The sequence below is a fragment of the Salmonella sp. SAL04157 genome (assembly GCF_046551635.1).
Classification (GTDB): domain Bacteria; phylum Pseudomonadota; class Gammaproteobacteria; order Enterobacterales; family Enterobacteriaceae; genus Salmonella; species Salmonella enterica.
Map to the genome: position 1 here is coordinate 24,101 of NZ_JBGDVS010000013.1, position 11,755 is coordinate 35,855.

The 11,755-nt window shown below is 52.1% G+C and carries 14 protein-coding genes; 9 read left to right on the top strand and 5 right to left on the bottom strand.

The window, feature by feature from the left end; all coding sequences use genetic code 11:
* Window positions 1–2 precede the first annotated feature (2 nt).
* The 3 genes from recO to acpS are packed head-to-tail and all read left to right on the top strand — an operon-like array spanning window position 3 to window position 1,854.
* The gene (gene recO / locus ACLJRE_RS20590) at window positions 3–731 is read left to right on the top strand and encodes a DNA repair protein RecO (RefSeq protein WP_000399380.1); all 729 of its coding nucleotides are present in this window, start codon (window positions 3–5) and stop codon (window positions 729–731) included.
* 11 nt (window positions 732–742) lie between these two features.
* The gene (gene pdxJ / locus ACLJRE_RS20595) at window positions 743–1,474 is read left to right on the top strand and encodes a pyridoxine 5'-phosphate synthase (protein ID WP_000818972.1); all 732 of its coding nucleotides are present in this window, start codon (window positions 743–745) and stop codon (window positions 1,472–1,474) included.
* Window positions 1,474–1,854: a holo-ACP synthase gene (gene acpS / locus ACLJRE_RS20600; protein ID WP_000986043.1), complete on the top strand. Its 381-nt coding sequence runs from the start codon at window positions 1,474–1,476 to the stop codon at window positions 1,852–1,854. Before pdxJ ends, acpS begins: the two co-directional genes overlap by 1 nt.
* Before the next feature lie 111 nt (window positions 1,855–1,965).
* Here acpS and ACLJRE_RS20605 read toward each other — a convergent pair whose 3' ends face one another.
* On the bottom strand, window positions 1,966–2,226 hold the full coding sequence (locus tag ACLJRE_RS20605; protein ID WP_001196290.1) for a YfhL family 4Fe-4S dicluster ferredoxin: 261 nt from the start codon (window positions 2,224–2,226) through the stop codon (window positions 1,966–1,968).
* Window positions 2,227–2,278: 52 nt separating this feature from the next.
* Window positions 2,279–3,190 (bottom strand): LysR family transcriptional regulator, encoded by a 912-nt coding sequence (locus ACLJRE_RS20610; protein WP_024146986.1) that lies wholly within the window; start codon window positions 3,188–3,190, stop codon window positions 2,279–2,281.
* Window positions 3,191–3,305: 115 nt separating this feature from the next.
* On the opposite strand from ACLJRE_RS20610, the gene ACLJRE_RS20615 reads away from it, so the two are divergent.
* Both ACLJRE_RS20615 and ACLJRE_RS20620 read left to right on the top strand, forming a co-directional pair.
* The gene (locus ACLJRE_RS20615; protein WP_001607053.1) at window positions 3,306–4,502 is read left to right on the top strand and encodes an OFA family MFS transporter; all 1,197 of its coding nucleotides are present in this window, start codon (window positions 3,306–3,308) and stop codon (window positions 4,500–4,502) included.
* A 21-nt stretch (window positions 4,503–4,523) separates the two neighbouring features.
* Window positions 4,524–5,441, top strand: a complete 918-nt coding sequence (locus tag ACLJRE_RS20620) for an oxidoreductase (RefSeq protein WP_000684034.1) — start codon at window positions 4,524–4,526, stop codon at window positions 5,439–5,441.
* A 38-nt stretch (window positions 5,442–5,479) separates the two neighbouring features.
* Here the strand turns inward: ACLJRE_RS20620 and ACLJRE_RS20625 are convergent, their stop codons facing one another.
* Entirely contained in the window at window positions 5,480–6,328 is an 849-nt protein-coding gene (locus tag ACLJRE_RS20625; RefSeq protein ID WP_023212132.1) for a MurR/RpiR family transcriptional regulator, read from the bottom strand.
* A 115-nt stretch (window positions 6,329–6,443) separates the two neighbouring features.
* On the opposite strand from ACLJRE_RS20625, the gene murQ reads away from it, so the two are divergent.
* From murQ to tadA, 4 genes are read left to right on the top strand one after another with little or no spacing between them, the layout of a single operon-like run.
* Window positions 6,444–7,337, top strand: coding sequence for an N-acetylmuramic acid 6-phosphate etherase (gene murQ / locus ACLJRE_RS20630; RefSeq protein ID WP_001048527.1), 894 nt, complete (start codon window positions 6,444–6,446; stop codon window positions 7,335–7,337).
* Window positions 7,338–7,347: 10 nt separating this feature from the next.
* Window positions 7,348–8,709 carry a PTS transporter subunit EIIC gene (locus ACLJRE_RS20635; protein WP_000361667.1) on the top strand — a complete coding sequence of 454 codons (1,362 nt, stop codon included), beginning with the start codon at window positions 7,348–7,350 and terminating at the stop codon, window positions 8,707–8,709.
* Window positions 8,710–8,712: 3 nt separating this feature from the next.
* Window positions 8,713–9,348, top strand: a complete 636-nt coding sequence (yfhb, locus tag ACLJRE_RS20640) for a phosphatidylglycerophosphatase C (protein ID WP_000253558.1) — start codon at window positions 8,713–8,715, stop codon at window positions 9,346–9,348.
* 24 nt (window positions 9,349–9,372) lie between these two features.
* Window positions 9,373–9,924, top strand: a complete 552-nt coding sequence (gene tadA, locus ACLJRE_RS20645) for a tRNA adenosine(34) deaminase TadA (protein WP_001134560.1) — start codon at window positions 9,373–9,375, stop codon at window positions 9,922–9,924.
* 50 nt (window positions 9,925–9,974) lie between these two features.
* Here the strand turns inward: tadA and mltF are convergent, their stop codons facing one another.
* Complete coding sequence (gene mltF / locus ACLJRE_RS20650) at window positions 9,975–11,519, bottom strand: membrane-bound lytic murein transglycosylase MltF (RefSeq protein ID WP_000734250.1); 1,545 nt, start codon at window positions 11,517–11,519, stop codon at window positions 9,975–9,977.
* A complete protein-coding gene (locus ACLJRE_RS20655; protein ID WP_001747289.1) occupies window positions 11,520–11,753 on the bottom strand; it encodes a hypothetical protein in 234 nt (77 codons plus the stop codon). It lies immediately after the preceding gene.
* Window positions 11,754–11,755: the final 2 nt, after the last annotated feature.

Genomic DNA, 11,755 nt, shown 5'->3' on the forward strand with positions numbered 1-11,755 from the left:
GCGTGGAAGGGTGGCAGCGCGCATTTGTCCTGCACAGTCGCCCCTGGAGCGAAACCAGCCTGATGCTGGACGTCTTCACGGAAGAATCGGGGCGCGTGCGCCTTGTCGCCAAAGGCGCGCGATCTAAACGTTCCAATCTGAAAGGCGCGTTGCAGCCTTTTACGCCGTTATTGCTACGCTACAGCGGACGCGGCGAGGTGAAAACCCTGCGCAGCGCCGAGGCAGTTTCTCTGGCGCTGCCGTTAAGCGGTATTACGCTCTATAGCGGCCTGTATATCAACGAACTCCTCTCTCGCGTACTGGAATATGAAACGCGCTTCTCCGAACTCTTTTTTGATTATCTGAACTGTATTCAGGCGCTGGCGGGAACCACCGGCTCGCCTGAACCGGCGTTGCGACGTTTCGAACTGGCGTTGCTGGGACATCTGGGGTATGGCGTCAATTTCACCCACTGTGCAGGCAGCGGCGAACGGGTGGATGACACCATGACCTACCGTTACCGCGAAGAAAAAGGCTTTTTCGCCAGCGTCGTCATTGATAACAACACCTTTACCGGACGGCACCTGAAAGCGCTGGAGGCGCGGGAATTTCCGGATGTAGATACCTTGCGTGCCGCTAAACGCTTTACCCGTATGGCATTAAAGCCGTATCTTGGGGGAAAACCGTTAAAAAGCCGGGAGCTGTTCCGGCAATTTATGCCCAAACGCACAGTAAAAACGAAGAAAGATTAACGAGGATTGTCATGGCTGAATTACTGTTAGGCGTCAATATTGACCACATTGCCACGTTACGTAATGCGCGCGGCACCGACTATCCGGATCCGGTACAGGCGGCGTTTATTGCTGAACAGGCAGGCGCGGACGGCATTACCGTACACCTGCGCGAAGATCGTCGCCACATTACCGATCGCGATGTGCGCATTCTGCGTCAGACGCTGCATACGCGTATGAATCTGGAGATGGCGGTGACCGAAGAGATGCTGGCGATCGCCGTAGAAACCAGGCCGCATTTCTGTTGTCTGGTGCCGGAAAAACGCCAGGAAGTCACCACCGAAGGCGGTCTGGATGTGGCCGGACAGCGCGATAAAATGCGTGATGCCTGTGCGCGCCTGGCGGCGGCTGGCATCCAGGTTTCGCTCTTTATCGATGCCGATGAAACGCAAATCAACGCGGCGGCGGAAGTCGGCGCGCCGTTTATCGAAATCCATACCGGCTGCTACGCCAACGCAGAAACCGATGCGGAACAGGCAAAAGAGCTGGCGCGTATTGCCAGCGCCGCGACCCTGGCGGCTCGCCTGGGGCTAAAAGTAAATGCGGGTCATGGCCTGACCTACCATAACGTCAAAGCTATTGCCGCGCTGCCGGAAATGCACGAACTTAATATCGGTCATGCCATTATTGGTCGGGCGGTGATGACGGGCCTGAAAGAGGCGGTGGCTGAAATGAAACGTTTGATGCTGGAAGCGCGCGGCTAATGGCGATTCTCGGCCTGGGAACGGATATTGTAGAGATTGCCCGCATTGAGGCAGTGATCTCCCGTTCCGGCGAACGTCTGGCAAGGCGTGTGCTCAGTGACAACGAGTGGGCTATCTGGGAGACGCATCAGCAGCCGGTGCGTTTTCTCGCCAAGCGTTTTGCGGTCAAAGAGGCGGCAGCGAAAGCTTTTGGCACCGGCATCCGCAACGGTCTGGCGTTTAATCAGTTCGAAGTGTTTAACGATGAGCTGGGAAAACCACGTTTGCGGCTGTGGGGCGAGGCGTTAACGCTGGCGGAAAAACTCGGTGTGGCGCACATGCATGTCACGTTGGCCGATGAACGCCATTACGCCTGCGCTACGGTCATTCTGGAAAGTTAGATTTGCCGGATGGCGGCGTAAACACGTTATCTGACCTACAGGCCGATATATTGTCGGCCTGATAAGCATAGCGCCATCAGGCATTGTTGCGTTGGAAGTGCGTTAACCCGCTTACAGTTTATCTGCGTGATGCATCAGAACAAACTTATCCCACAACTGTTCTTCGCTTTCGACATGGGCGGGATCCTGCAAAATCGTATTGGGGATTGGGCAGACTTTCTGACAGGTCGGCGTTTCGTAATGGCCTACACACTCGGTGCATTTGTCGCTGTTAATCTCATAAATGCTGTCGCCCATTGAAATCGCCTCATTCGGGCACTCCGGCTCGCACATATCGCAATTGATACATTTTTTGGTGATTAACAGCGCCATCAGGAAATTCTCAGAAACAACACAAATCGGGCGGGCATTATACGCCTATTTTCTACTCGGGCCAGCTCTTTTCTGGCGCTGATTTGTTATCTACAGTGTAAAAATTTTTGATCTGCTTGAGCAGGCAGATGGTTGCGTTATCCAGTGAAAGGTCATTACTGTGCACCAGCATGACAGGAATAAAGAATGCGGGGATGCCCAGTGAAACCAGGCGAACATTTTTGGGTGTCGATAAATGGGTTAGCGAGCGGGTAATAAATGCGATGCCAATCTGCGCTTCGGCATACTCAAGGCATGAGTAGTGGTTATCCAGTTCGCAGATGACGTTAGGAACGACTTTGCGGTTATTAAATTCAGTGGTGATGATCCCTCTTAATAGCAGAGAGTCATTAAGCACGATAATGGGCTGGTCGTTTAAATCTTTTAGCTGCAGACGTTCGCGTGTCGCCAGAGGATGAGAAAGTGGGATTGCAGCGATAATTTCATCTTCAAACAGCATGGTCGAACTTAGCTGGGCAGGGAGCGCTGTTCGATAAACAATGCCAATATCAACGGCGCTATCCGTCAGCCTTTTAATGGTTTGCTCAGTTGAGAACTCTTTAACATTTAAAGATATTTCCGGATGGTGCGCCATAAAGCTGCGAAAAGCGGGCAGGACCAGGTAGCTGCCTGACACCCCGATTGAAATAGTATCGCGCTGTTGATCCTGATAGGGAAGAAGTTCATTTTCGGCATTTTTTAAATCCAGCATTATTTTGTTAGCGTGTCGTTGCAAAATAATACCTGCTTTTGTTAATTTAATTCCTCTACCTTTTCGCTTAAATAATATTGTTTTAAGTGATGACTCAAGTTGTTTGATTTGCTGACTTAATGATGGCTGAGTGATAAACAGGCGACTGGCTGCCCGACCATAATGTAATTCATCACACAATATCAGGAAGGAATGTAGTTGTTTGATATTCATTAAAATTTAATGCCAATCGATTGGGTTTTGTTATAACGATTATAAAAAATACCAAATTGTTTGCCTATTTTGCTTTTTTTAAACTGTGATCAGTGCATTTTAAAAAGGGAAAATTATGTCGGCATCAATCAACCGCTGGGGAATGCTTGCCGCTCACGTGTGCATCAATTTTGTGCTCGGGGGCGTCTACGCATTTAGCTATTTCAAAACACCACTCATGGCGCAATATCACTGGGATCCGGCTACGCTGGCGTTAGCATTCTCTATCAACATGGGGATCATTCCTTTACCGATGATTTGGGGCGGGAGAATGATCGACAATGGTAAAGGAAAGCAGGCGATAGTTATCGGCGGTATCCTGTTTTCTTTAGGTTTTATCTTGTCCGGGTTTGTGGATAATTTGCCCATGCTGTTTTTAACCTACGGCGTCATTGCCGGGTTGGGATCGGGCCTGGCTTTTACGGGTAATCTGAATAATATTCTGAAATTTTTCCCTGACCGTCGCGGTCTTGCCAGCGGTATCGTACTGGCGGGTGTTGGCGTCGGGACGCTACTTTGCACCCGCCTGGCCGAATATTTTATGGCGCAAACTCACGATGTTAGTCGGGCGCTGTTATATCTGGGCATTGTTTATCTGGTGGTTATTTTTATCGTCCAGTTCTTTATTCGTAGCGCGCCAGCAAAAGATAGCGGAGGAATTAAAGCATCGCCAATGGATAAAGACTATCGGCACATGCTGAAAGATCTGCGCTTCTGGCTGCTGTTTATGATTCTGGCGCTGGGCGTGTTCTCTGGGATGGTAATTAGCTCAAGCTCTGCGCAAATTGGTATGACACAGTACGGTTTACTGTCCGGTGCATTAGTCGTTAGCCTGGTATCGATATTTAACTCAATTGGTCGCCTGTTCTGGGGAGGGTTAACCGATAAATTAGGCGGCTACAATACTCTGGTTATCGTTTACCTTTTTACCTGCGTCTGTATGCTGCTATTGTTGTTCTTCAACGGCAATACTTCGGTATTCTATTTCAGCGCTCTGGGCGTGGGCTTTGCTTATGCCGGTATATTAGTTATCTTCCCTGGCTTGACCAGCCAGAATTTTGGTATGCGTAACCAGGGACTAAACTACGGCTTTATGTATTTTGGTTTTGCCGTCGGTGCGGTTATTGCTCCTTACGTCACGTCCGCTATTGCAAAATATACCGGAAGCTACAATACGGTATTTATTTTGACCACGGTGCTATTGCTTATTGGAGTCGTGTTGACCCTGATAACGAAAAAATATGTCGCAACGGTTTTAGCCAAAATTCATTAATCAGATAATAAGGAAATAAAAATGAAAATTGCAATCGCAGGTGCAGGCGCTATGGGATGTCGTTTTGGCTATATGCTGCTGGAGGCCGGGCACGACGTGACGCTTATCGATAGCTGGCAGGAGCATGTCGACGCTATTCGTAGCAAGGGGTTGTTTGTCGAAACGGAAACGACTCAGAAGTATTACCCCATCCCTGCTATGTTGGCTGATGAATCCCAGGGGGAGTTTGAGCTGGTTATTCTGTTTACCAAAGCAATGCAGCTGGATAGCATGTTACAGCGTATCAAGCCATTACTGCCAGCCGCGAAAGTAGTGATGATTTTATCTAACGGCCTGGGAAATATCGAAACGCTGGAGAAATATGTCGATCGGCAGAAAATCTATGCGGGTGTGACGTTATGGTCCAGCGAACTGGAGGGGGCTGGGCATATTATGGCCACCGGTACCGGAACGATTGAACTGCAGCCGATTGCCAGCCAGGATGCGGCTCAAGAGGCTAAGGTCATTGCCACCCTTAATAGCGCTGGATTGAATGCTGAAATAAGCCCTGACGTATTATTATCGATCTGGAAGAAAGCAGCCTTTAATAGCGTAATGAACACCTATTGCGCGCTACTGGATTGTAATGTCGGCGGATTTGGTCAGCGGCCTGGTGCTTTAGATTTAGCGCAAGCGGTAGTTGATGAGTTTGTGTTAGTTGCTGCCAGCCAGAATATTCCGTTGACTGAGCAAATGGTGATGAATACGGTGAAGAAAGTGTTCGATCCGCGTGAGAGCGGCCACCACTATCCTTCTATGCATCAGGATTTACATAAAGGCCGACTGACCGAAATCGACTATTTAAATGGTGCGATTGCGCGAATCGGCGCTCAGAACAATATTGCCGTACCGGTTAACACACTCCTGACGCAATTGATTCACGCTAAAGAAGCGCAATAAACTTGATAGCTCTTCTGCATGAGGCGGAAGAGCCATTTTCAAACCAGTTTTTTTACCAGCACCTCGCTATGGCGAATACGCTCCGGCGCCCGCTCTAAATCCTGTTGTACCAGCGCCATAAACAGTAAGTCGGTCAACATCATTTGCGCATGTGTCGAGGAGATAGCGGCGCTGCGCGTCGCCTGCTCTTCAGCAATCGTATACAGACAGCGGGTGGCGCGCTGCTGCAAGGCGTTGGGAGAAAAACCGGTAATGGCCAGGATCTTCGCGCCTGCGCGTAATGTTTCGTCCGCCGCCAGGTTCAGCTCGCGCCGTTCCCCGGAATAAGAGATCGCCAGCAGCAGATCCTCCGGCGCCAGCGCCTGCACCGTCGCCAGCAGGGCGTGCATATCGCGCTCAACCACCGCGTTAATGCCAATCTTCAGTAGCTTCCAGGCAAAATTTTGCGCCACCAGCCCAGAGGCGCCAATCCCGGTGATCACAATACGGCGGGCGTGGCGCAGCATCGTGACGCTTTCTAACAGCTTTTCTTCACTGTTAACGTCCAGCGTGGCGTGCATCGCCGCCACATTCTCTTTAATTAATTTTTCCCCGACCAGGCGCATCGGATCGTCGCCGCGAATCTGGTTATGAACGGGAACGGAATGCGGATTAGGATTGCTGGCCAACGCTTCGCTGATAGCCAGTTTCAATGCAGGAAACCCTTTAAACCCCAGTTTTTGCGCGAACTTGACTACGCTGGATTGGCTGACGCCCGCTTCGGCCGCCAGTTGCTGCGAGCTCAGATGCCGCGCCGTATCCGGTTGCGCGAGCAGATAATCCGCCAGTTTCCTGTCGCTTTGCGCGAGATCCGGATAACGCTGGCGAATACGAATCAAACAGTTCATGGGCAGCTCCTGCGAAACGTGATGGCGACGACAAAACGAAATTTCACTCGCCTGGGGGAATATTCTATTCCATCATGGACGCTTATTATGAATTAAAAATTCCAGAGGGACAAAAATGAATCTTGGTACCTTAGTGTCTGAAACCCGTAACCCGCAAACGATGGATCTGGATGCGTTGCCTACCCCTGAATTAGTTAAGCGTTTTAATGAACAGGATACGCTGGTAGCGGAAGCAGTAAAAGCCACTCTGCCTGACGTCGCGCGTGCGGTGGATGCCGCAGCGGCGGCGCTGAAGGCTGGCGGACGTATCATCTATATGGGCGCGGGCACCAGTGGTCGGCTTGGCGTACTGGATGCCTCAGAATGCCCCCCGACGTTTGGCGTTCCGCACGGTCTGGTCGTCGGACTGATTGCCGGCGGGCCGGGCGCGTTGTTGAAAGCGGTCGAAGGCGCGGAAGACAGCCAACAGGCAGGCGAAGACGATCTTGTCGCGCTAAATCTGCAAGAACAGGATCTGGTCGTGGGGCTCGCGGCGTCGGGTCGTACACCCTATGTGATTGGCGGCCTGCGCTATGCGCGACAGTCCGGTTGTACCACTGTTGCCGTCTCCTGTAATCCAGATTCGCCTATTGCGCGGGAGGCTAATATCGCTATTTCGCCCGTTGTCGGGCCGGAAGCGCTTACCGGCTCCACGCGGCTGAAATCCGGCACCGCGCAGAAAATGGTGCTCAATATGATTTCTACCGGCGCGATGGTGAAGTTCGGCAAGGTCTATCAAAACCTGATGGTGGATATGAAAGCCACCAACGTCAAACTGGTCGATCGTGCGTGTCGGATGGTCGTTGAAGCGACCGGGATAGGTCGTGAAGAGGCGGAAACGTTGCTGAAACAGACCGATTTTGAGGTTAAGCCCGCCATTTTGATGGCGCTTACGGGGCTGGATGCTGCAGCCGCCAGGGAAAAACTCGCCGCTCATCAGGGCTTTTTAAGGGCGGCGTTAGAACACTAAAGAGGTGTGTATGGATAAGACGGCAGCGCTCGCCAGCGACATTTTACGTGGTATCGGCGGAGAGCAAAATATTCTGCGCCTGGAAAACTGTATGACGCGAGTCAGGGTGGAGGTACAGGACGACAGCCAACTGGATATTCCGCGCTTAAAAGCGTTGCCTGGCGTCAGTGGATACGTAAAGCAAGGGGAGCAACATCAGCTGATCGTTGGGCCGGGGAAGGCTGCGCAGGTGGTTGATGCGATGCGCGTGCAGATTGCCGCAGGTGGTGTAAAGCCGGACGACGCTATGGCGCGTACCAAATCCGAGGTGAAAGCGAAGTATAAAGCGCCGATGAGCGATGCGTTGCGTAAGCTGGCGAATGTTTTTATTCCGCTTATCCCCGCCTTTATCGCATCCGGCTTGATTACCGGCATTATCAACATTCTTAAACGTCCAGATATCGTCGGCGACGTTGCCGTCCACTATCCTAACCTGCTGGGCCTGATGGGGATATTTGGCAGCGCGGTATTCGCTATCATGAACATTCTGGTTGGCGTCAATACCGCGAAAGTCTTTGGCGGATCGCAGGCGTTAGGCGGCGTGATGGCGGGGATCCTTTCCAGCCCGCAACTGGCGCAGATTACGCTCTTTGGCGAGGCGCTTCAGCCGGGACGGGGCGGCGTCATCGCCGTCCTGCTGGTGGTGGCGTTAATGTGCTGGATTGAGCGCCAGTTCCGTAAGCTGCTGCCGGGGTCGCTGGAGTTAATTCTTAACCCTTTATTGACGACTGTTATCACCGGCGCGGTAGCGATTGTCGCTCTGCAACCGCTTGGCGGCTGGATTTCAGACGCTATCGCTCACGGCGCGTCCTGGGCTATCGATCGCGGCGGTTTTCTGGTGGGCGCGGTGTTAGCCGGAACCTTCCTGCCGTTGGTACTGACCGGGCTACATCAGGGACTGGTGCCTATTCATGTGGAGCTGGTACAAGCGCACGGCTATAACGCGTTGTTTCCCATCCTGGCGATGGCGGGCGTTGGTCAGATAGGCGCGGCCATTGCCGTACTGATGAAAACCCGCAATGCGCGACTCAAAAAGGTGATTAAAGGCGCGCTTCCGGTCGGACTGCTGGGAATTGGCGAGCCGCTGATTTTTGGCGTCACGCTGCCATTGGGTAAGCCATTTATTGGCGCTTGTCTTGGCGGTGCGGTAGGCGGGGCGTTGATCAGCTACTGGAAAGTGGCGACGGTAATTACCTTTGGTATTTCCGGTTTGCCGCTGGCATTAACAATTGTTGCCGGAAAAGTCCTGTTCTATCTGTTAGGCTATTTAATAGCGGTAATTGCCGGGTTTATTTTTACCTGGCTGCTGGGGTTCAATGATCCAGAGGAGTAAGGTTTGGTCAGCCACGAGCGTCGTGTCGTCTTTTTTGATTTGGATGGAACGTTACATCAACAGGATATGTTCGGCAGTTTTCTGCGTTATTTGCTGCGCCGTCAGCCGCTAAATGCGCTGCTCGTACTGCCGTTGTTACCCATTATCGGTATCGGTTTACTGGTAAAAGGGCGTGCGGCCCGCTGGCCGATGAGTCTGTTGTTGTGGGGCTGTACTTTTGGCCATAGCGAAACGCGTTTGCAGGCGCATCAGGCGGATTTTGTCCGTTGGTTTCGCGCTAACGTCACGGCATTTCCGGTTGTACAGGAGCGTCTGACCACCTATCTATTGAGCTCTGACGCGGATATCTGGCTTATTACCGGTTCTCCGCAATCATTGGTAGAGCAAGTCTATTTTGATACGCCGTGGTTGCCGCGCGTTAACCTCATCGCCAGCCAGATGGCGCGACGGTATGGCGGCTGGGTATTAACCGTGCGCTGTCTGGGCCATGAAAAAGTCGCGCAACTGGAACGTAAAATCGGTACGCCGCTGCGTCTTTATAGCGGCTACAGCGACAGCAAACAGGATAACCCGCTGCTTTATTTTTGCCAGCATCGCTGGCGGGTGACGCCGCACGGCGAGTTGCAGCAGCTCGAATAGTGAAACGCATAGCGTCTGTGTATAATGCCGCCCGCTTTCATTACCGGAGTTATCTCTTTGTCTGATGTCGAATTAGATCACGAATACTGGATGCGCCACGCGCTGACGCTGGCGAAACGCGCCTGGGACGAACGCGAGGTTCCGGTTGGCGCGGTATTGGTGCATAACCATCGCGTCATTGGCGAAGGCTGGAATCGACCCATTGGCCGCCACGATCCTACTGCGCATGCTGAAATAATGGCGCTGCGTCAGGGCGGTCTGGTATTGCAGAATTATCGGTTACTGGATACCACGCTGTATGTCACGCTGGAACCCTGTGTGATGTGCGCAGGCGCTATGGTGCATAGCCGCATTGGACGCGTTGTCTTTGGCGCGCGCGATGCAAAAACCGGCGCGGCCGGATCGCTAATTGATGTGCTGCACCATCCGGGAATGAATCACCGGGTCGACATTATTGAAGGGGTGCTGCGCGATGAATGTGCGACGCTGCTCAGTGATTTTTTCCGTATGCGTCGTCAGGAAATTAAAGCCCTGAAGAAAGCCGACCGTGCGCAAGGCGCGGGGCCGACAGTATAGCGCAATGCCGGATAAGAGGTTACGCGTCGCCATCCGATAAGACCATCACGCTATTTTTCTTCTTTCTTCTGCGGCGTAAACAGTAAAGACGGCGAATGCGTCAGGTAGCCTGATGACTGCGATAAAAACGACAGGAGGGGGAAGGGCGCTTTATTCAGCTCCTCCGGCGACACCGCCGGGTAATCCTGCGCCAGTTTCATGGCTTCCGCTTCCTGCTTTTCTTTTTCCTGCAAATACCCCACTAAACTTATCTGGTATTTACGGATATTTTCCACATAAGCATAAGCCTCATGTCCACGCGCGTAACCGTAGGTTAGCTTACTGTAATACGGTTTTTGGCTTAACAGCGGCAAACGCTGCTTCACATCGGTCCAGCTATCCGGATTGCCTTTGGTTTTTACCGTTAGCGATCTGGCGTCGAGCATGTGCGCATAACCCATATTGTAGGCGGCTAAAGCAAACCAGATACGCTCGTCTTCCGGAACGGTTTCGGGAACTTTAGCCATCATATCTTCAAGATAGCGAGCGCCGCCGCTGATGCTTTGCTCCGCATCGGTACGGTCGGTCAGCCCCAGACTTTGGGCAGTATTTTTAGTCAGCATCATCAGGCCGCGCACGCCGGTTGGCGAGGTCGCCAGCGGGTCCCAGTGCGATTCCTGATAAGAAATCGCCGCCAACAGACGCCAGTCTATCTGTTTGGCATATTTTTTAAATAACGGTTCCAGCTCCGGCAGGACGTTATCCACCGCTCGCAGGAAAGAGCGGGTATCAACGTAGTCGAAATCATCGCCATGCCCCAGATATTTCTCTTCGATCCGCGCCAGAGAACCGTCTTCATTGATCGAATTGAAAAAATCGAGCAGCGCGGCGGAGAGCGTATTATCGTCGTCCAGTCGGCTAAACCAGGTCACGGGCTGTTCATCCGTGACATCCAGCGCCACGGCCAGTTCGGGATGGACGCGCTGAAACAGACTGATCGCCACTGAATCGGCAATGGTGTAATCCAGCTTGCCGCTGATGACCTCTTCCAGCAGCGTCGTCGAGCCTTTTTTATCATCCACTTTCCAGCTCAGGTCGGGAAACTTTGTCTCTTTTAAACGCTGTAAATCATTGACCACGACGTGCCCTGGCGCAATGGTAAGCTGATTCTCGTTAACGGTCGCCAGCGAGCGTGGGCGATATTGTCCGACCCGGTAGACGAGCTGTTGCGAAACTGAATAATACATGGGGCCGGGCTGATAGTTTTTAACGCGTGCGCTGTCGTAGACCAGCCCAGCCGCGAGCAGGTCGGCATTGCCGTTATCCAGATCGTCAAACAACTGGCTGATATTCTGGCGCACCGTCACTTTCAGCTTCACGCCGAGATAGTTGGCGAACTGCTGCGCCAGTTCATAGTCCAGACCATATTTTTTACCGTTGATAACGGAATAGGTTAATGGCGAGTCGATCGTACTGACGCGCAGTACCCCCCGGGCTTGAATCGCGGCGATATGGTTTTCGGTTTTACCGAACCAGGGGATTGAGGGCCAAAGGGCTGCTGCCAGCAGCAGCGTCAATATGCCGATGAACAGATAATTAATCTTTAATTTTTTCAATTAGTTAATTCTCTGGATCGTGCGTTGCCTCGGGCTGAAAAAGATGTTTTGCTGCAATAGATAAGTCATTAATGAGCGGCATTTTGCGTAACAATGCGCCAGTTGGCAACTTATTCGCAACGATAGCCGCACCGTATGACAAGAAAAAGCGGTGATTTTATTTCTACGCAAACGGTTTCGTCGGCGCGTCAGATTCTTTATAATGACGGCCGTTTCCCCCCTTGCGCACACCAAAG